19 protein-coding genes are annotated in these 19,460 nt (G+C 44.4%); all 19 read left to right on the top strand.

The window, feature by feature from the left end:
* Nucleotides 1-243 precede the first annotated feature (243 nt).
* The 19 genes from rho (at nucleotide 244) to NFS18_RS06115 (ending at nucleotide 19,425) form a co-directional block, all read left to right on the top strand.
* Nucleotides 244-1,593 (top strand): transcription termination factor Rho, encoded by a 1,350-nt coding sequence (gene rho, locus NFS18_RS06025; protein WP_251388991.1) that lies wholly within the window; start codon nucleotides 244-246, stop codon nucleotides 1,591-1,593.
* Between the two features lie 92 nt (nucleotides 1,594-1,685).
* A complete protein-coding gene (gene rpmE, locus NFS18_RS06030) occupies nucleotides 1,686-1,886 on the top strand; it encodes a 50S ribosomal protein L31 (protein WP_251388993.1) in 201 nt (66 codons plus the stop codon).
* A 77-nt stretch (nucleotides 1,887-1,963) separates the two neighbouring features.
* Nucleotides 1,964-2,968 (top strand): DUF1385 domain-containing protein, encoded by a 1,005-nt coding sequence (locus NFS18_RS06035; protein WP_251388995.1) that lies wholly within the window; start codon nucleotides 1,964-1,966, stop codon nucleotides 2,966-2,968.
* Nucleotides 2,965-3,891 (top strand): peptide chain release factor N(5)-glutamine methyltransferase, encoded by a 927-nt coding sequence (prmC, locus tag NFS18_RS06040; RefSeq protein ID WP_251388996.1) that lies wholly within the window; start codon nucleotides 2,965-2,967, stop codon nucleotides 3,889-3,891. Before NFS18_RS06035 ends, prmC begins: the two co-directional genes overlap by 4 nt.
* Nucleotides 3,892-4,059: 168 nt before the next feature.
* Nucleotides 4,060-5,130: a peptide chain release factor 1 gene (gene prfA / locus NFS18_RS06045; RefSeq protein ID WP_251388998.1), complete on the top strand. Its 1,071-nt coding sequence runs from the start codon at nucleotides 4,060-4,062 to the stop codon at nucleotides 5,128-5,130.
* A gap of 220 nt (nucleotides 5,131-5,350) precedes the next feature.
* Nucleotides 5,351-6,298, top strand: a complete 948-nt coding sequence (locus tag NFS18_RS06050; RefSeq protein ID WP_251389002.1) for an L-lactate dehydrogenase — start codon at nucleotides 5,351-5,353, stop codon at nucleotides 6,296-6,298.
* Nucleotides 6,299-6,345: 47 nt separating this feature from the next.
* Nucleotides 6,346-7,146, top strand: coding sequence for a CoB--CoM heterodisulfide reductase iron-sulfur subunit B family protein (locus NFS18_RS06055; protein WP_251389004.1), 801 nt, complete (start codon nucleotides 6,346-6,348; stop codon nucleotides 7,144-7,146).
* Nucleotides 7,146-7,532 (top strand): 4Fe-4S dicluster domain-containing protein, encoded by a 387-nt coding sequence (locus tag NFS18_RS06060; protein ID WP_251389007.1) that lies wholly within the window; start codon nucleotides 7,146-7,148, stop codon nucleotides 7,530-7,532. The genes NFS18_RS06055 and NFS18_RS06060 overlap by 1 nt, the downstream gene beginning before the upstream one ends.
* 5 nt (nucleotides 7,533-7,537) lie before the next feature.
* Nucleotides 7,538-9,526 carry a CoB--CoM heterodisulfide reductase iron-sulfur subunit A family protein gene (locus NFS18_RS06065; protein ID WP_251389010.1) on the top strand — a complete coding sequence of 663 codons (1,989 nt, stop codon included), beginning with the start codon at nucleotides 7,538-7,540 and terminating at the stop codon, nucleotides 9,524-9,526.
* Nucleotides 9,517-9,957 carry a hydrogenase iron-sulfur subunit gene (locus tag NFS18_RS06070; RefSeq protein ID WP_251389013.1) on the top strand — a complete coding sequence of 147 codons (441 nt, stop codon included), beginning with the start codon at nucleotides 9,517-9,519 and terminating at the stop codon, nucleotides 9,955-9,957. Before NFS18_RS06065 ends, NFS18_RS06070 begins: the two co-directional genes overlap by 10 nt.
* Nucleotides 9,945-10,919 carry a 4Fe-4S dicluster domain-containing protein gene (locus NFS18_RS06075; protein ID WP_251389015.1) on the top strand — a complete coding sequence of 325 codons (975 nt, stop codon included), beginning with the start codon at nucleotides 9,945-9,947 and terminating at the stop codon, nucleotides 10,917-10,919. Before NFS18_RS06070 ends, NFS18_RS06075 begins: the two co-directional genes overlap by 13 nt.
* Before the next feature lie 3 nt (nucleotides 10,920-10,922).
* The gene (locus tag NFS18_RS06080; protein ID WP_251389018.1) at nucleotides 10,923-11,954 is read left to right on the top strand and encodes a 4Fe-4S dicluster domain-containing protein; all 1,032 of its coding nucleotides are present in this window, start codon (nucleotides 10,923-10,925) and stop codon (nucleotides 11,952-11,954) included.
* Nucleotides 11,954-12,808, top strand: a complete 855-nt coding sequence (locus NFS18_RS06085; protein ID WP_251389021.1) for an FAD/NAD(P)-binding protein — start codon at nucleotides 11,954-11,956, stop codon at nucleotides 12,806-12,808. The genes NFS18_RS06080 and NFS18_RS06085 overlap by 1 nt, the downstream gene beginning before the upstream one ends.
* 213 nt (nucleotides 12,809-13,021) lie before the next feature.
* The gene (locus NFS18_RS06090) at nucleotides 13,022-13,696 is read left to right on the top strand and encodes a 2Fe-2S iron-sulfur cluster-binding protein (RefSeq protein ID WP_251389025.1); all 675 of its coding nucleotides are present in this window, start codon (nucleotides 13,022-13,024) and stop codon (nucleotides 13,694-13,696) included.
* Nucleotides 13,697-13,710: 14 nt separating this feature from the next.
* Nucleotides 13,711-15,321 (top strand): FAD-dependent oxidoreductase, encoded by a 1,611-nt coding sequence (locus NFS18_RS06095; RefSeq protein WP_251389027.1) that lies wholly within the window; start codon nucleotides 13,711-13,713, stop codon nucleotides 15,319-15,321.
* A gap of 18 nt (nucleotides 15,322-15,339) precedes the next feature.
* A complete protein-coding gene (locus NFS18_RS06100) occupies nucleotides 15,340-16,182 on the top strand; it encodes a fumarate hydratase (protein WP_251389029.1) in 843 nt (280 codons plus the stop codon).
* Nucleotides 16,183-16,743, top strand: a complete 561-nt coding sequence (locus tag NFS18_RS06105) for a Fe-S-containing hydro-lyase (protein WP_251389031.1) — start codon at nucleotides 16,183-16,185, stop codon at nucleotides 16,741-16,743.
* A gap of 17 nt (nucleotides 16,744-16,760) precedes the next feature.
* Nucleotides 16,761-17,972 (top strand): aspartate-alanine antiporter-like transporter, encoded by a 1,212-nt coding sequence (locus tag NFS18_RS06110; RefSeq protein ID WP_251389033.1) that lies wholly within the window; start codon nucleotides 16,761-16,763, stop codon nucleotides 17,970-17,972.
* Between the two features lie 394 nt (nucleotides 17,973-18,366).
* On the top strand, nucleotides 18,367-19,425 hold the full coding sequence (locus NFS18_RS06115) for a reverse transcriptase family protein (RefSeq protein WP_251389035.1): 1,059 nt from the start codon (nucleotides 18,367-18,369) through the stop codon (nucleotides 19,423-19,425).
* Nucleotides 19,426-19,460: the final 35 nt, after the last annotated feature.

Genomic DNA, 19,460 nt, shown 5'->3' on the forward strand with positions numbered 1-19,460 from the left:
CAGGAGCAACGCAAGAATTCGCAGAAAAAAGACTTTCTTTTTTGAAAAAGATAGTGTATACTGAAAAAAGATTTTATACGTATAGGATTTCGAGATATTTAGTTCGTTTATGTCGTTTCAGACCAAAGTTCCCGAATTTATGATAAAATAGATGTAAGAGCTAGAACAGAATATAGAAAGAAATAATATTTGATATAGAAAAGTAACTGACAGCAGTTTACAGGAAAAGAAAGGACAGGTTCTATGACAAGAGAAAAGTATGAATCATTACCTTTGACTACGTTGAAGGAACTTGCAAAAGCAAGAAGGATGAAAGGGATTTCAACGATGAAAAAAAGTGACCTGATTGACGCAATGCTTGTACTTGATGAACAGGAAGAACAGGAAGAAGCCCGGACAGAAGCGAAAGAAGAAGTAAAAGAAGTGATGAAGGAAAAAAGAGAGGAAACGGATCTTGAACAGCTTGACAGCGGCAAGGTGGCAAATGGTATTCTGGAAGTGCTTCCAGATGGATTTGGGTTTATCCGGTGTGCGAATTATCTTCCGGGAGAAAATGATATATATGTATCTCCGTCTCAGATCCGCCGGTTTAACTTAAAGACAGGTGACATCCTGACAGGAAATATCAGAATTAAAACACAGTCTGAGAAGTTCAGTGCATTATTATATGTAACAACGATTAACGGAATGCGCCCGGCAGAGGCGGCGAAGCGTCAGAATTTTGAGAATCTGACACCGATTTTTCCGGATCAGAGACTTCGATTAGAGAATGAAAAGAGTTCCACGGCAATGCGGATCATGGATCTTCTCTCCCCGATTGGAAAAGGACAGCGCGGTATGATCGTATCTCCGCCGAAAGCAGGTAAGACAACCTTGCTAAAGGAAGTAGCTCTATCTGTACAGCGTACGGAGCCGAATATGCATCTTCTGATTCTTTTGATCGATGAGCGCCCCGAGGAAGTAACAGATATTAAAGAAGCAATCGAGGGACCTAATGTTGAGGTGATTCATTCTACATTCGATGAACTCCCGGAGCACCATAGACGGGTTGCGGAAATGGTGATCGAGCGTGCGAAACGTCTTGTAGAGCATGGCAAGGATGTTATGATCCTTCTGGACAGCATTACAAGACTGGCACGTGCCTACAACTTGGTTGTGCCACCTTCAGGAAGAACTCTTTCCGGTGGTCTTGACCCGGCGGCGCTGCATATGCCGAAGCGGTTCTTTGGAGCGGCGAGAAATATGCGTGAGGGCGGAAGTCTTACGATTCTCGCAACAGCTCTGGTAGAAACGGGAAGTAAGATGGACGATGTTATCTATGAGGAGTTCAAGGGAACCGGTAACATGGAGCTTGTATTAGATAGAAAATTACAGGAAAAGAGAGTGTTCCCGGCAATTGATATTCCGAAATCTGGTACAAGAAGAGAAGATTTGCTGTTAAGCAAGGAAGAGCAGGATGCGGTTTATATTATCCGCCGTGCAATGAACGGTCTGAAAGCAGATGAAGCAGTCGACAATCTGTTGAATATGTTTTCCAAAACGAAGGATAATTCTGAACTTGTCAAAATGGTAATCAGACAAAAGTTTATCTAAAAAAAACTTGCAAATCAACAATAGATATGATACAATAACAAAGCTGTTTAGAGATTAGAATAACTATATTTTAAAATAGAGAGGTGAAAATCATGAGAGAAGGTATCCATCCAGAGTACCATCAGGCAACTGTAACTTGCAACTGCGGCAATACATTCGTAACAGGTTCTACAAACGAGAACATTCACGTAGAAATCTGCTCCAAGTGCCACCCGTTCTATACGGGTCAGCAGAAAGCTGCACAGGCTCGTGGACGTGTTGATAAGTTCAATAAGAAGTATGGTATGAAATAGTAAAAAGTAAACGTTGCAGGCTGAGACGAAAATCTCAGCCTGTTCTTAATTCACAGGATATTACAAGGGAGAAATATATGAAGTCATCAAATATAGGCGGACAGGCCGTTCTGGAAGGAATCATGATGAAGAATGGCGACAGGTACGCGGTTGCAGTGAGAAAACCGGATCAAGAGATCTTAGTGGATGTGCAGGAATATCACAGCGTTTGTCCTTGGAAGGCAGTCACGAAGCTTCCGTTTATCCGTGGAATTTTTGGGTTTGTGGATTCCCTTGTGCTGGGAATCAAAACACTGATGTTTTCGGCAGCTTTCTTTGAAGAGGAGGAAGAAGCAGTGGAGATGACAGCGCAGGAAATAGCGCGTCAGGAGAAGAAAGAGAAAGTGTTGATGAATCTGACCATGGTAGTCTCGTTTGTGATCGCCATAGGAATCTTTATGGTATTGCCGTATTTCCTGAGTAATATTGTGAAGAACTTTATTACGTCCAGATGGGTAGTTACGGTTATCGAAGGGATCATCCGTGTGCTGATTTTTCTTGGATATATTGCGCTTGTTTCGAAAATGGAGGATATTCAGCGGACCTTTATGTATCACGGCGCAGAGCATAAGTGTATTAATTGTATTGAACATGGGCTGGAGCTGAATGTGGAAAATGTACGAAAAAGTTCTCGCCAGCATAAGCGCTGCGGAACCAGTTTCTTGTTCTTTGTAATGGTCGTCAGTATCATTTTCTGCTTTTTTATTACCACGGAATCACAGGTTATGCGTGTTGTACTGAGAATTGCACTACTTCCATTGATCGCTGGAGTTTCTTATGAGATTATCCGGCTGGCGGGAAACAGCGATAATCTGATCATTAATCTGCTCAGTAAGCCGGGACTTTTCATTCAGAATATAACGACAAAAGAACCTGACGACAGTATGATAGAAGTGGCGATTCGAGCGGTAGAGGCTGTTTTTGACTGGAGAGCATATGAGAATGAAAATTTTGGAACTCATTTTTCATGTGATCGTACAAAGGGAGGCCAGGCAGAAACTGTTCTTGCAGAAGAGCTCTCGGGAGAAGGAATTGCGTTATGACATTTCGAGAAGCATATAAGATAGGGACAGAAGAGCTGGCGGCTGCCGGAATTGAGGAAGCTTCATTGGATGCGTGGTATTTACTGGAATATGTGACGGGGATCAGCCGGGCAGTCTTCCTTGCGGATTCTGGCAAACAGATGGAGGATACTGCAAAAGGAATGTATCTGGAAGTGGTCAGGCACCGTGCGGAGAGGATTCCTTTGCAGCATATTACTGGAGTACAGGAGTTTATGGGACTGGAGTTTCAAGTAAACAGGCATGTTTTGATTCCTCGGCAGGATACGGAAATCCTTGTGGAAACGGCGCTGGAGGAATTAAGTCGGCAGTTTCAAGAGTTTCGTAATAAAAAAGTGCTGGAGGAACGGGTACGGATATTGGATATGTGCACTGGTTCAGGCTGTATTTTGTTGAGTACACTTTTTTACGCAAGAGAGGAAGCAGGCAGATATGGTTTGTCTGCCGGTCAGAAGAGCGAAGCGGTGATCACGGGGCTGGGAGTTGATGTCTCAGAGGACGCATTGTGTGTAGCGAGACAAAATGGTGAGAATCTTGGAATCGAAACAGAATGGCAGGAAAGTGATCTGTTTACCAGAGTGGAAGGGAACTATGATATGATATTGTCTAATCCTCCGTATATTCCGTCTGACGTGATCGAGACATTGCAGCCGGAAGTGAGAGAACATGACCCTAAACTGGCATTGGATGGGAAGGAAGACGGACTGTATTTTTATAGAAGAATCACGGAAGAGGGAAGACAATATTTGAACCCCGGGGGATATTTGATATTTGAAATCGGGTCTGACCAGGGAAAAATAGTTTCTGCCTATATGAGAGAGTGCGGTTATACACAAGTTACCATAAAAAAAGATTTGGCGGGACTTGACCGGGTGGTGTCCGGTGTGTATGATATTAGACAGTAAGGTAACAGTTCAGTCAGGACTTTGCATTTACTGCGAAGTCCGTAAGAACGTATGATGGAGAAATAGAATCCGCCCTTTCGCTGCAAGTGAACTTAAGCTGGGGCGGATTCTGTAACAGTGTAGCCGTAAGGCTGAACTGTTAGACAGTAAGAGAAAGGAAATAGGAAAATGTTTGACAGATTAGAAGATTTGGTCATTCGATATGAAGAAGTTATGGGTGAGCTTCAGGAGCCGGATGTGGCAAACGATGCGGCGCGGTTCCGGCAGCTTATGAAGGAACAGAGCGATCTGGCTCCGCTTGTCGAGGCATTTAAAGAATATAAGCAGTGTAAGCAGAATGTGGAGGACAGTCTGCTGATGCTGGAAGAAGAGTCTGATGAAGAAATGCGTGAGATGGCAAAGGAAGAATTGAATGAATCCAAAGCCCGTATTGAGGAATTGGAACACGAGCTGAAGATTCTGCTTCTGCCGAAGGATCCGAATGATGAGAAGAACGTTATCGTGGAAATCCGTGCGGGTGCAGGCGGAGACGAAGCGGCGTTGTTTGCGGCAGAGATTTATCGTATGTATCAGCATTATGCAGAGAGCCGTCGTTGGAAAACAGAGATGATCTCACTGAATGAGAATGGAATCGGCGGTTTCAAGGAATGTGTATTTATGATCACAGGACAGGGAGCATTTTCCAGACTGAAATACGAAAGCGGTGTTCACCGTGTGCAGCGGGTTCCTGAAACAGAGAGCGGCGGAAGAATTCATACGTCCACGATTACGGTTGCAATTATGCCGGAAGCAGAAGAAGTGGATGTGGAGCTGGATATGAACGATTGTAAGTTTGACGTATTCCGTGCGTCCGGTAATGGGGGACAGTGTGTTAATACAACAGACTCTGCTGTCCGTCTGACACATATTCCGACAGGAATCGTGATTTCCTGTCAAGACGAGAAGTCACAGCTTAAGAATAAGGATAAGGCATTGAAGGTACTGCGTGCGAGATTATATGAACTGGAGCTGGCAAAACAGCATGATGCAGAGGCAGAGGCAAGAAAGAGTCAGGTAGGAACCGGCGACCGTTCCGAAAAGATCCGTACTTACAATTTCCCGCAGGGCCGTGTAACAGATCACAGGATCAAGCTCACCCTTCATAAGCTGGATACCATCCTGAATGGAGATTTGGATGAAGTCATTGACAGCCTGATTGCAGCAGATCAGACTGCAAAGCTGGCGAAGATGAATGAATAGTAACTATGAAGCCGCCCTATTTTAAGTTCACCTTTGGTGAAAGGGCGGATTCTATTTTTATATTTATCAAAAATGTCTTGTTAATTTGTTGACAATGTAATCGATAATGTGATATTCTAAATACTAAGTGGAATCTGAATCATAATAACAAAATTATTATTAGATTCCATTTTTTACAGAACGGGTTGTTAAATAAATAACAATGAAAAGGAGAGAAAACATGAGCAGCAAAATCACAATTATTGGAGCAGGAAGCGTAGGATCAACAATTGCGTACACACTTTCAGGAATGGACATCGCATCTGAATTAGTTCTGATCGATATTAACAAGCAGAAAGTGGAAGGAGAAGTCATGGATATCGAGCAGGGTACCTGCTTTAGAGATCCGGTTTCTGTTGAGGCAGGAGACTATGAGGACGCTAAGGATTCTGATATTGTAATCATTACATCTGGAATTGCACGTAAGCCGGGACAGACAAGAATTGAGCTGACACAGACAAATGTAAATATCTTAAAAGAAATCACACCACTGATTACAAAAGCAGCGCCGAATGCACTTTATATTATTGTGAGTAATCCGGTTGACATTATGACTTATGTATTTACGAAGATTTCCGGACTGCCGGAGAGTCAGGTAATTGGCTCTGGTACAATTTTGGATTCCGCACGTTTGCGTTGTGGTCTGTCCGATCATTTTGAAGTGGCACAGAGAAATATCCATGCCTATGTATTCGGTGAGCACGGCGACACATCATTTATTCCATGGTCTGCAGCACGTATTTCAGGTGTGAATGTAGACGACTATCTTGAGATGGCAGAAGGATTTGGCAAAAAGTTTGAAGAACTCGATAAAGAGGCTATGCTGACTTATGTTCAGAAATCCGGCGGACAGATCATTGCAAACAAGGGAGCTACGTTCTATGCGGTTTCCAGAGGTGTCTGCAAGCTCTGCGGTCTGCTATTGTCAGCATCTGAGTCTGTTACAACGGTATCTTCTATGATGCACGGCGAATATGGAGTGGATGATGTATGTCTTAGTACATTGACACTGGTAGGACCGAACGGTGTTCACGGTAAGATTCCAATGGAGCTGACTGATGAAGAGGTTGCACTGCTTCATAAGAGTGCAAACGCACTGAAAGACGTTATCGCACAGATTGAATTATAATATGCTTATATTATCTGAAAATACAACTAAGAAAGGACTACGAGACTATGAAGTACAGTTATTATCCGGGATGCACTTTGAGAACAAAGGCAGTCGATCTGGATCTTTATGCAAGAGCTTCTGCAAAAGCGCTTGGTATTGAACTGGAAGAAATTGAAGAGTGGCAGTGCTGCGGCGGGGTATATCCGCTGGGAACCGATGAAATCGGCAGCAAGCTTTCTTCTGTCCGTGCGCTCAATGCGGCAAAGGAAAAAGGGCAGGCGCTTGTAACGATGTGTTCTGCATGTCATCATGTCATCAAACGGGTCAACGATGATATGAAAAATGTGGATGATATCCGCACCAGAGCGAACAACTATATGGAACTGGATGAACCATATACAGGCGAAACGGAAGTTCTTCATTTTCTGGAGGTACTCCGTGACAAGGTAGGATTTGATACACTGAAAGAGAAAGTCACAAACCCGCTGACAGGAAAGAAGATCGGCGCATATTACGGCTGTCTTTTGCTTCGTCCGAGCAAGCTGCTTTCGTTTGATGATCCAGAGAATCCGACCATCATTGAGGACTTTATCCGTGCAATTGGAGCGGAACCGGTTATATACCCATACCGCAATGAATGCTGCGGAGGTTACATATCTTTGAAAGAGAAAGAAATGGCAGAGTCCATGTGTGATAAAATTATGGACAGCGCAGAAGGTTTTGGAGCAGAAATGTTGATCACAGCATGTCCGCTGTGTATGTATAACCTGAACAAGAGCGGTAAGCTCCCTGTATACTATTTTACTGAGCTGCTTGCAGAGGCTCTTGGAGTACGCGGGGAATGCAAAGAGGAGGTGCAGGCATAATGAGTTCAAATAAACAGGCTGAACAGATCAAAGAGATCAGTGGTGTGAACCCGCTCAAATGTATGAAATGCGGAAAATGTTCTGCATCTTGTCCGTCTTACAATGAAATGGATATTAAACCGCACCAGTTTGTATCTTATGTAGTAAATGAAGATATTGAAAGTCTGGTCAATTCCAAATCATTGTGGAAATGTCTTTCCTGTTTTGCATGTGTGGAGAGATGTCCCCGTGATGTAAAACCGGGTAAATTGATCGATGCTGCCAGACAGATGGTTGTCCGGCAGAGAGAACAGGATTATCTGTCGCCGAATGAGATTCCGGAGCTTCTGGATCCGGATCTGCCGCAGCAGTTATTAGTCAGCGCATTCAGAAGATATAGGAGGTGAGTCGGGTGCAGAGACTTGGAGTATTTGTATGTCATTGCGGAAGTAATATCGCCGCCACAGTTGACGTAGCAAAAGTAGCAGAAATGGCTCTTATGGAGCCGGGCGTTGTCCATGCCGAAGACTATCAGTATATGTGTTCTGAGGCAGGGCAGGCAAAGATCGCAGAGGCGATCAAGGAAAAGAATCTGACAGGAATCGTTGTATGTTCCTGTTCCCCGCGTATGCACGAGGCAACATTCAGAAAAGCGGCAGAACGTGCGGGACTGAACCCATACATGGTAGAAATCGCAAATATCCGCGAGCACTGTTCATGGATTCATAAGGATATGGAAGAAGCAACAAAGAAGGCTGTCATTTTGATGAGAGCTGCTGTTGCAAAAGTAAACTTAAATACACCGCTGCAGCCGGGTGAAAGCCGTGTTACAAAGAGAGCGCTGGTGATCGGCGGCGGTATCGCAGGTATTCAGACAGCCCTGGATATTGCAGATGCAGGATATGAAGTAGACATTGTAGAGAAGACGCCGAGTATCGGCGGAAGAATGTCTCAGCTTGATAAGACATTCCCGACACTGGACTGTTCTGCATGTATTCTGACGCCGAAGATGGTAGAAGCGTCCGCTCATGAAAAGATCAACATTTATACATATAGTGAAGTGGAAAAAGTCAGTGGATTCGTAGGCGACTTTACTGTAGATATCCGCAAGAAAGCAAGACATGTAGATATGGACAAATGTACGGGCTGCGGTGTCTGTCAGGAAAAATGTCCGTCTAAAAAAGCTCCCAGCGAGTTTAACCGCGGACTGAATAAAAGAAGTGCGATCTATACACCATTTGCACAGGCAATCCCGAATGTACCGGTGATCGACTGTGACAATTGTATTAAGTTCAAAACCGGAAAATGCGGAATCTGTGCGAAAGTATGTCAGGCGGGCGCAATTGATTATGAGCAGCAGGACGAGATCGTAACACAGAAATACGGAGCGATCGTTGTTGCGACCGGATTTGATACAATTAATCTGGAGAAATACGATGAATATGCATACAGCCAGAGTCCGGACGTAATTACGTCTCTTGAATTAGAGCGTGTCATGAACGCAGCGGGACCGACACACGGACATCTGGAAAGACTTTCCGATGGAAAAGCGCCAAAGGAAATCGTATTTATCCAGTGTGTAGGAAGCCGTTGTTCAGATGACAGAGGTAAACCGTATTGTTCTAAGATATGCTGTATGTACACAGCAAAACATGCAATGCTGATCCGTGATAAATATCCGGATGTGAACGTAACTGTATTCTATATTGATGTCCGTACACCGGGTAAGAACTTTGACGAGTTCTACAGAAGAGCGGTAGAGCAGTATGGGGTGAATTATATCAAAGGGCAGGTAGGCAAGGTTATTTTGCAGCCAAATGGCAAGCTGCTTGTACAGGGCGCCGATCTGTTGGATAACAGACAGATCCTCAAAGAAGCAGATATGGTTGTGCTTGCAACTGCTATCGAGCCAAATCCAGATGTGCGTAAGATCGCAACAATGCTGACTGCAAGTATCGATACCAATAACTTCCTGACAGAGGCGCATGCGAAACTGCGTCCGGTAGAGTCACCGACTGCGGGAATTTTCCTGTCAGGCGTATGTCAGGGGCCGAAGGATATTCCAGAGACAGTTGCACAGGCAGGAGCTGCCGCAGTGAAGGCGATCGGATTGCTTGCAAAGGATAAACTTCTGACCAATCCATGTACGGCTAAATCCGACGAGCTGCTGTGTAACGGATGTTCTACTTGTGCAAATGTATGTCCGTACGGCGCGATTACATATGAGGACAAAGAAGTAAATGATCACGGAATACGTGAGGTCCGCCGTCTTGCAGTTGTCAACAATGCACTGTGTCAGGGTTGTGGAGCATGTACCGTTGCATGTCCGTCAGGGGCGATGGATCTGCAGGGATTTTCAAATAGACAGATTATAGCGGAGGTGGATGCAATATGTCGATAGAAAACAAAGAATTTAAACCGAAAATTGTAGCATTCTGCTGTAACTGGTGCAGCTATGCAGGAGCGGACTTAGCAGGAAGCAGCCGTCTGACCTATCCGGCAGACGTTAAGATCATCCGCGTGCCATGTTCATGCCGTGTCAATCCGATGTTCATTCTCCGTGCATTTGAAAAGGGCGCGGACGGCGTTATCATGTGTGGATGCCATCCGGGAGACTGTCACTACAGCACAGGAAATTATTATGCAAGACGCCGTATGACACTGCTGTTCTCCATGCTGGATTATATCGGTGTGGAAAACGGACGTACCCGTGTAGAGTGGGTTTCCGCAGCAGAGGGTGTGAAGTTCTCAGATACAATGAACAGCTTTGTAGAGAAGATTTATTCTCTCGGTGAAAATGTAAGATTGGGGGATTTGAGATGCAAGAGATAATTAACCGTGCAAAAGAACTGCTGGCTGACGGAACAGTGGCACGGGTTCTCGGCTGGAAAGCCGGCGACTTGCCTTATAATCCGGAACCGGCTTATTTTGAAAATGCTGAGGCACTGTCAGATTTCGTATACAACGGTTTCTGCGGAGCCAACTTAAGTAAATATATGATCGAGGCTTCCAAGCTGGAAGGAAAAACATTGGTTTTCTTAAAACCATGTGATACATATAGTTTCAATCAGTTGATCAAAGAGCACCGTGTGGACAGAGAAAAAGCGTACATCATCGGTGTGGGATGTAAAGGAAAGCTGGATATTGAAAAAATCAAAAAAGCAGGCATCAAAGGAATCGAGAGCATCGAAGGCGCAGAGATTTCTGATGCAGCAGAAACTTTGAAAATCCAGACCATTTACGGTGAAAAAGAGATGGCTTACGCAGACGCAATGCTGGAGAGATGTCATGTCTGCAAGGGCAAAGAACATCAGGTGTATGACGAGCTGATAGGCGAGTCTAAGGAAACAAAGGATGCAGAGCTTTTCGCAGAGGTAGAGCGTATTGAAGCAATGAGTCCGGAAGAGAAGTTTGCATTTTTCCAGAATGAATTGAGCAAATGTATCCGCTGTAATGCCTGCCGCAATGCATGTCCGGCATGCAACTGCCGCAAATGTGTATTCGACAGCACTAAGTTCGACAGTGCACAGAAGGCAAATGTAGATACATTTGAAGAGAAGATGTTCCACATTATCCGTGCATTTCATGTGGCAGGAAGATGTACAGACTGCGGCGAGTGCAGCCGTGTATGCCCGCAGGGCATTCCGCTCCACCTGTTCAACCGCAAGTTCATCAAAGATATTGACGAGCTGTACGGAGAGTATCAGGCAGGAGAAGATACTGAATCAAAAGCACCGCTGACCAACTTTACATTTGACGATGCGGAACCAAGTATTGTAGGAAAGAGGGGATAATGTATGTTTAAGATCGCAAAAGAAAATCTTTCCGCATTATTCCAGTTAATCGCGGAGAAACAGGAGTTATATCTGCCGGTAAAAGCAGCAGGGCAGACCAATTTTGCAGCATGGGATAAAGATGCACAAGTGGATCTGGATACACTGAAAACCGTAAAATCTGCAAAGGACGCATTCTTTCCACAGAGTGAAAATCTTTATAATGTAACAAAAAAAGAAAAGAAAATGCATATCGAACCGGGCGCTTTAAAAGAACAGGATTTTGTTGTGTTTGGTATGAGAGCCTGTGATGTAAAGGGTGTGGAAGTTCTGGACAGAGTCTTCTTAGCTGATCCTATCGATTCTTTTTATGCAGCAAGAAGAGAGCATGGAACGATTGTGGCAATGGCTTGTCATGAGCCGGAGGAAACCTGTTTCTGTAAGGTATTCGGAATAGATGCGGCACAGCCGGCATCAGACGTTGCTGCATGGATGATCGGGGAAGATTTATACTGGAAAGCTCTGACAGAAAAAGGCGAGGCATTGACAGAGGCTGTCAAAGAGCTGCTGACTGACGCTGACGAGGCGCCGGTAGAGGAAGAAAAAGAAGCCGTTCATGCAATCGTGGAAAAACTTCCATATATGAATCTTTCTCTGGAGGGATGGAACGGAGACGCTTTAAAAGAGAAGTTCGATTCTCCGGTTTGGGAAGAATTATACAAACCATGTCTGGCTTGCGGAACTTGTACTTTTGTATGTCCGACTTGTCAGTGCTATGATATTAAGGATTACACAGCAGGAGAGAGTGTATTCCGTTACAGATGCTGGGATTCCTGTATGTACTCTGACTTTACCATGATGGCACACGGCAACAACCGCAACAGCCAGATGCAGAGATTCCGTCAGAGATTCATGCATAAGCTGGTATATTATCCTGCAAACAACGATGGAATGTATTCCTGCGTAGGATGCGGCCGTTGCGTAGAAAAATGTCCGTCAGCTTTGAATATTGTTAAGGTTGTGAAGGCATTTCAGGATCAGGGAGGTGAAAAATAATGAGTGAATGTACTTGTCATAAGAATTATACTTTGGATACTCTGATTCCGCAGGTCGGCATTATTACAGATATCCGTCAGGAGACACCGGATGTAAAGACATTCCGTGTCAATGCACCGGAGGGAGGCAAACTCTTTGAACATATGCCGGGACAGTGTGCCATGGTATGTGCGCCGGGTGTCAGTGAAGGTATGTTTTCCATTACTTCTTCACCGACAAATAAGGAATATCAGGAATTTAGTATTAAAAAATGCGGTATGCTGACCGATTATCTTCACAGTCTGGAGGTAGGCGATGAGATTACCGTCCGCGGACCATATGGCAATTATTTCCCGGTGGAGACAGAATTAAAGGGCAAAAATCTTCTGTTTATCGCCGGAGGTATCGGTCTTGCACCTCTTCGTTCTGTTATCAACTATGTACTGGACAATCGCGAGAACTATGGAACAGTAGACATCGTTTACGGGTCACGCTCCATGGATGATCTTGTACAGTTAAAGGAGATTCAGGAAGTCTGGATGAAGACAGAGGGTGTGAATGTTTATCTGACGATTGACAGAGAGCAGGAAGGCTGGGACGGACATGTAGGATTTGTTCCAAACTATGTAAAAGAACTGGGATTCGATACAGACAAGACAGCGCTTGTCTGCGGACCTCCGATTATGATCAAATTCGTACTTGCAGGATTGAACGAACTCGGATTCACTTCTGAACAGGTATATACCACATTAGAGCTCCGTATGAAATGCGGAGTCGGTAAATGCGGAAGATGTAACATTGGATCAAAATATGTGTGCAAAGACGGTCCCGTCTTCCGTTACGATGAAATCGAAGAACTGCCAAACGAATATTAAAGGATAAGCAGTGCTGAACAGAGGTGAAGCCCTGAAATACAATTTGAGAAGCAAATTGTATTTCACACTGCGGAAACAGATATCGTTTTTATAGGCATATGAAACTCAAGCGAGATGAAGCAAAGCGGAATCGAGCTTGGCAAAAGCTGAGGAAAACTTAGTTAAAAGCTTGGTAAACTTAGCAAAAGTCAGAGAAAGGATTGGTATACCAATATGGAAAATATGGTAAATGTATATTTTAGCGGTAAGAGATACAGTGTTCCGGCCGAACTTACCATTATGACGGCTATGGAATATGCCGGTTATACATGGAAACGCGGCTGCGGCTGCCGTCACGGTTTCTGCGGAGCCTGCGCGACCATTTACAGGATCAAAGGCAAAAATGAACTGAAGACATGTCTTGCATGCCAGACACAGGTAGAAGAAGGTATGTATGTAGCAAGTATTCCGTTCTTCCCGACAGACAAGAGAACATATACAATTGATGACATTCGTCCGAACCAGCAGATTATGATGGAACTTTATCCGGAGATTTATAGCTGTATCGGATGTAATGCTTGTACAAAGGCATGTACACAGGATCTGAATGTTATGCAGTATATTGCATATGCACAGAGAGGTGAGTTTGAAAAGTGTGCAGAGGAATCCTTTGACTGTGTAAGCTGCGGATGCTGTTCCGTAAGATGTCCGGCAGGTATTTCTCATCCGCACGTTGGTCTTCTTGCAAGACGTCTGAATGGAAAGTATATTGCACCGAAGGCAGAGCATCTTGAGAAACGTGTGGAAGAAGTGAATCATGGAGAGTATGACGAGTTGATCGAGCAGATCATGCAGAAACCGATCACAGAGATGAAAGAACTGTACAATACAAGAGAGATTGAGAAATAAGGAGGGCTTAAAACATGTATGCACCATATCCAGAAAATATGATGGAATCCATCAAAAAGGTAGAGGCTACAAGAGCAGAGCGTATGTCTACAGAACCGAGACGTCTGACTGCTGATGAAAAAGATGCTCTCCTGAAAGAATTCCACCCGGATTATAACCCGGACGCATTTGCAGAGATCAAAGTAGGTCCGAACAAAGGAGAGAAGGCGCCGCTTGAGCTGGCAAACATCCTTCACTCCACAAGCCGTATCCTAAATGAGGATATCGACATTACAAAAGTAGATTATGACGTAGACGTACTTGTTATCGGCGGCGGCGGAGCAGGTTCTTCCTGTGCCATCGAAGCACATAATGCAGGCGCAAATGTTATGATCGTTACAAAGCTTCGTATCGGTGATGCCAATACCATGATGGCTGAAGGGGGTATTCAGGCAGCTGATAAGGAAAATGACTCTCCGGTACAGCACTACTTAGACTGCTTCGGAGGCGGACATTTTGCAGCAAGGCCGGAACTGGTAAAACGTCTTGTTATGGAAGCTCCGGATGCGATCAAATGGCTGAACGAACTGGGCGTTGAGTTTGACAAAGAAGAAGACGGAAGAATGATCACCACACATGGAGGCGGAACGTCCAGAAAGAGAATGCATGCAGCAAAGGACTATTCTGGTTCTGAAATCATGCGTACAGTAAGAGACGAGGTATTAAACCTTGGAATTCCGGTTATCGAATTTACTTCCGCTGTAGAGCTTTTGAAAGATGAAAAAGGACAGGCAGCAGGAGCGGTTCTTGTGAATATGGAAACAGGAGATTACTCAGTTGCAAGAGCAAAGACAGTTGTTATTGCAACGGGCGGTGCAGGACGTATGCATTACCAGGGATTCCCGACATCTAACCACTATGGGGCAACTGCAGACGGACTGATCCTTGGTTACAGAGCAGGAGCGCCGCTTTTGTATCAGGATTCTATCCAGTATCATCCGACAGGTGTTGCTCATCCGGTACAGATTCAGGGAGCGCTTGTTACAGAGAAGGTTCGTTCTGTTGGAGCACAGCTTGTCAATGCGGAAGGAGAAGCTTACATCCATCCGCTGGAGACTCGTGACGTCAATGCTTCCGGTGTTATCCGTGAGTGCAGTGAAGGACGCGGCGTAGAGGCGCCGAGCGGACAGAAGGGCGTATGGCTTGACACACCGATGATTGAGCTTCTCGGTGGAGAGGGTACCATCGAAAAGAGAATTCCGGCGATGTTCCGTATGTACATGAACTATGGAATCGATATGAGAAAAGTTCCGATTCTGATTTACCCGACACTGCATTATCAGAATGGTGGTCTTGAGATCAACGGAGACGGATTTACCAATGCGATCCCGAACCTGCTTGTGGCAGGAGAGGCTGCGGGCGGAATCCACGGAAGAAACAGACTGATGGGCAATTCTCTTCTTGATGTTATCGTATTTGGACGTAACGCTGGTAAGAAAGCAGCTGCAAAAGCAAAAGAAGTAGAGCTTGGCACACCGAACCTGGATCATTTGAAAGCCTATGCAGATGAATTGAATGCAGCAAGTGTTGACACAGGAGACGTATCACCGCTTCTGCTTCCGAGATATGCACGTCATGAGAGATAGGAAAGGAGAGCGATAAAGATGCGTGAGATTGATGTTCAGCAGATTATTGATGTAGTCGAGAAGCTTTGTATCGAAGCAAACAATCATCTTCCGGAGGATGTAAAGTGTGCGATCAAGAATTGCCGTGCATGTGAAGATGGAAAAATTGCAAAAGGCGTGCTTGACAACATTATTGAGAACTTTGAAATTGCAGATAACGAGTGTGTACCGATCTGCCAGGATACAGGTATGGCTTGTGTATTTCTTGAAATCGGTCAGGACGTACATCTGACAGGCGGAGATCTGTCTGAGGCTGTCAATGAAGGTGTGCGCCGTGGATATGACAAGGGATATTTGAGAAAATCTGTAGTAAAAGATCCGGTTCGCCGTGGAAACACAGGCGACAATACACCGGCAATGCTTTATACAGAGATCGTTCCGGGTGAGGAAATCAAAGTGACTGTAGGACCGAAGGGCTTTGGAAGTGAGAACATGAGCCAGATTCGGATGTTTAAGCCGTCCCATGGTCTTCAGGGAATCAAGGATTTCATTCTGGAGGTTGTAGAGACAGCGGGGCCGAATCCATGCCCGCCGATGGTAGTAGGAGTTGGAATCGGAGGAACATTTGACAAAGCTGCGCTTCTGGCAAAGAAAGCGCTGATGCGTCCGGTTGATTCCGAGAATGCAGATCCGTTCTACGCAGATCTTGAAAAAGAAATGCTTGAAAAGGTCAATGAGTTGGGAATCGGACCACAGGGATTCGGCGGAAAGACAACCGCTATCGGACTGAATATTGAAACATTGCCGACTCATATTGCAGGTATGCCATGTGCAGTCAATATCAACTGCCATGTAACACGTCACAAAACGGAGGTGATTTAAATGGCGGCAAGAAAGATTACATTACCACTTACTGAGGAACTGGCAAAGACACTGCATGCAGGAGACAGTGTACTGGTGACAGGAACGATCTATACATCTCGTGACGCAGGTCATAAGAGAATGTGTGAGGCGTTGGAGAGAGGCGAAGAGCTTCCGATGGATCCGACAGACGCAACGATTTACTATGTAGGACCGACTCCTGCAAAACCGGGACAGGTAATCGGTTCCGCAGGACCTACAACAAGCGGACGTATGGATGCATATGCACCGACCATGATGTCTGTAGGCGCCCGTGGAATGATCGGAAAAGGAGCTCGTCTCCCGGAAGTTATTGATGCGATGAAGAAGTATTCAGGCGTATACTTTGGAGCGATCGGAGGAGCAGGCGCCCTTCTTGCGAAATGTATCAAAAAAGCAGAGCTGATCGCTTATGAAGACTTAGGTGCAGAGGCTTTGAGAAAACTTTACGTTGAAGATATGCCGCTGGTTGTTATCATTGACAGTGAGGGCAACAACCTGTATGAGAGCGGACGTGCTGCTTATCTGGAAGAGCACAAGTAGAAGGGAGATTTATTATCATGGAGTTATTTGGAGGAATATTAGCAGTAAAGTCTGTAGTATTTCTTACTTTCTCGGTTTTTGCAATCGCAGCCGTCGGATATGCGGTAGGTAAAATTACGGTGAAGGGAATTAACCTTGGAACCGCAGGCGTCTTTATTGTTGCATTAGTGTATGGATGTTTTTTATATAATAACCTGGCGGCACATCTGACGGTGGGAGACTCATCATTTTCGGTAGAGGCACTAAAAATTGTAGAAAATATGGGATTGATTTTCTTTGTAACTTCCGTTGGGTTTATCGCAGGACCGAATTTCTTCGGCAACTTGAAACGAAATTTCAAATCCTATGTGCTGTTAGGCGCAGTGATCATCGCTGCGGCTGCGGTTACATGTGTGGCGTGTATCTTAATTGGCGCTAATTTCACAGATTTGACGCATGAAGAATTCCGTGCAATTCTGGTTGGAATCCTTTCAGGAGCGCTGACGAGCACACCGGCATTTTCCGCTTCAAAAGCAGCAGTCGGCGCTGATCTGGAAGCACTAGTATCTGTAGGGTACGGTATTTCTTATTTATTTGGTGTTGTCGGTGTCGTTTTGTTTGTGCAGATCATGCCGAAGGTACTGAAAGTAAATATGAATGAAGAAGTAGCTAAAATCACTGCAAATGCAGGAGAAGGACGCAAAAAAAATACACGTATCCTGACAGAATTGGATGAATTTGGATTTGCGGCGTTCTCTCTGGCAGCGATCATCGGTATTCTTGTAGGATGCATCAGCTATAAGAACTTTTCTTTGACCACAACAGGCGGATGCCTTTTGACAGCGCTTGTATTTGGTCATTACGGACATATTGGAAATATTTCTATTATGCCGAAGAACTCTACCTTAAAAATGTTAAGAGAGCTGGGACTGATGCTGTTCCTGATCGGAGCGGGAGTTTCCGGCGGAGCGCAGTTTATCAAATATTTTGAACCGGTATATTTCCTCTATGGAGCAATGATGACAATTCTTCCGATGATCATTGGATTCTTCATTGCAAGAAATGTTCTGAAGCTTCCGCTTTTGAATAACCTGGGATCTCTTACCGGAGGTATGACAAGTACGCCGGCGCTTGGAACATTGATCAACATGGCTGGAACAGAGGATATTGCGTCTGCATATGCGGCAACTTATCCAATTGCGTTGATTGCGGTGGTACTTGCGTCACAGTTGATTATATTGTTCTGCTGATTTAGAAGTAAGAATACGGAAAATTATGGGGGAATTTTCCTGTAAAGAAAAGACAGTATGGAAAGCAATTTCTGTACTGTTTTTTTCATGATATAGGAAAGTTCTCATATCAATATTTTAAAATAACAGAAAATATGCTATTCTAGTGAAATAGGGGCAATAGCAGATCCGGTTATTTTATTATGAATATAATGAAGAACTGGCCGGGCGGCGAGTCGCCGTCCGGAACAGTATATGAGGACATAAAACTTGCAGATGTTTCGAGGCACTTCAGCACACGTTGTGTGCATACGGCAAAGCCTTGTGCATCTTCACATCTTACAGAATCTCCTTATTGTATTGCCCCTGCTTCAGGAAAAAGGAAAAGGAAAGCGTGATAGGAGAGAAGAGAGCCATGTCAGAATATGATTTATGGAAATACTGTACGTCAGAGCATGTGAAGGCGGTTTTGCGTTCTTTTGATTTACTTTCCGGAATCCCTCTGGATAAAGAAAAAGAGCTGGCATATCTGTATGCAGTGAGCAATCATACAGAAAACCACTATCATCAGGTACAGATACCGAAAAGAAAAGGTGGTATGCGCCATCTCTGTGTGCCAGATGATTTGTTATGTACAATTCAGAGGAATATTCTGCGTAATGTACTTTGTGAATTTTCTCCTTCGGCATATGCGGCAGCATATAAGAAGAAAACCTCTGTACTTTATAATGCCAGACCTCATGTCGGTGCGAAGCAGATCGTAAAGCTAGATATCAAAGACTTTTTTGAAAACATTTCTTATTCCCTGGCATATCAGCATGCATTTCCTGCAACGCATTTTCCACCGCCAATTCGTAGAATACTGACAGAATTGTGCTGTTTTAGAGACTATTTGCCGCAGGGAGCCCCCACATCTCCGGCGATTTCCAATCTGGTAATGAAGCCTTTTGATGAATATATGGGAGAGTGGTGCAAAGAAAGAGACGTCTGTTATTCAAGGTATTGCGATGATCTGACCTTTTCGGGGGAGAAGATGAATGCAAAGGAATTGATTGGAAAAGTCCGGGGATTTCTCCACGCATATGGTTTTGAGTTAAACAACAAAAAGACCAGAATCCTTAAGCAAAATGTGCGTCAGAGTGTAACTGGAATTGTAGTCAATGAAAAACCACAGGTAAGCCGGGAATATCGAAGAAATCTAAGACAGGAACTATATTACTGCCGTAAATTTGGTGTGGAATCCCACTTGAGACGAAAATATGCCGAATGTGACGGCAGAGTCGATTGTACTGGTAAACGAAATGAAAATAAAGAATTCGATGAAACGAAAAATTCTGAGCAAGAGATTTTCTGCCAGAAGTATTTACAGAAGTTACTTGGGAAGATCAGTTATGTATGTCTGGTGAACCCAGAGGATGCTGAGTTTCAGAAAGCAAGAGGAGAAGTAATAGAATTGATGCAAAACATAAAATGAATTTGACGGCATATTTTTATTGGATTTCTAAAGTG

Source organism: Mediterraneibacter agrestimuris (genome assembly GCF_943193195.1).
Taxonomy (GTDB): domain Bacteria; phylum Bacillota; class Clostridia; order Lachnospirales; family Lachnospiraceae; genus Schaedlerella; species Schaedlerella agrestimuris.

Bases quoted from the DNA above. Each gene is read 5' to 3' on its own strand.
- NFS18_RS06115 (WP_251389035.1), top strand. From the start codon at position 18,367: ATGTCAGAATATGATTTATGGAAATACTGTACGTCAGAGCATGTGAAG.
- NFS18_RS06090 (WP_251389025.1), top strand. From the start codon at position 13,022: ATGGAAAATATGGTAAATGTATATTTTAGCGGTAAGAGATACAGTGTT.
- rho (WP_251388991.1), top strand. From the start codon at position 244: ATGACAAGAGAAAAGTATGAATCATTACCTTTGACTACGTTGAAGGAA.
- rpmE (WP_251388993.1), top strand. From the start codon at position 1,686: ATGAGAGAAGGTATCCATCCAGAGTACCATCAGGCAACTGTAACTTGC.
- NFS18_RS06105 (WP_251389031.1), top strand. From the start codon at position 16,183: ATGGCGGCAAGAAAGATTACATTACCACTTACTGAGGAACTGGCAAAG.
- NFS18_RS06095 (WP_251389027.1), top strand. From the start codon at position 13,711: ATGTATGCACCATATCCAGAAAATATGATGGAATCCATCAAAAAGGTA.
- prmC (WP_251388996.1), top strand. From the start codon at position 2,965: ATGACATTTCGAGAAGCATATAAGATAGGGACAGAAGAGCTGGCGGCT.
- NFS18_RS06035 (WP_251388995.1), top strand. From the start codon at position 1,964: ATGAAGTCATCAAATATAGGCGGACAGGCCGTTCTGGAAGGAATCATG.
- NFS18_RS06085 (WP_251389021.1), top strand. From the start codon at position 11,954: ATGAGTGAATGTACTTGTCATAAGAATTATACTTTGGATACTCTGATT.
- NFS18_RS06110 (WP_251389033.1), top strand. From the start codon at position 16,761: ATGGAGTTATTTGGAGGAATATTAGCAGTAAAGTCTGTAGTATTTCTT.
- NFS18_RS06080 (WP_251389018.1), top strand. From the start codon at position 10,923: ATGTTTAAGATCGCAAAAGAAAATCTTTCCGCATTATTCCAGTTAATC.
- NFS18_RS06100 (WP_251389029.1), top strand. From the start codon at position 15,340: ATGCGTGAGATTGATGTTCAGCAGATTATTGATGTAGTCGAGAAGCTT.
- NFS18_RS06055 (WP_251389004.1), top strand. From the start codon at position 6,346: ATGAAGTACAGTTATTATCCGGGATGCACTTTGAGAACAAAGGCAGTC.
- NFS18_RS06075 (WP_251389015.1), top strand. From the start codon at position 9,945: ATGCAAGAGATAATTAACCGTGCAAAAGAACTGCTGGCTGACGGAACA.
- NFS18_RS06070 (WP_251389013.1), top strand. From the start codon at position 9,517: ATGTCGATAGAAAACAAAGAATTTAAACCGAAAATTGTAGCATTCTGC.
- NFS18_RS06060 (WP_251389007.1), top strand. From the start codon at position 7,146: ATGAGTTCAAATAAACAGGCTGAACAGATCAAAGAGATCAGTGGTGTG.
- NFS18_RS06050 (WP_251389002.1), top strand. From the start codon at position 5,351: ATGAGCAGCAAAATCACAATTATTGGAGCAGGAAGCGTAGGATCAACA.
- prfA (WP_251388998.1), top strand. From the start codon at position 4,060: ATGTTTGACAGATTAGAAGATTTGGTCATTCGATATGAAGAAGTTATG.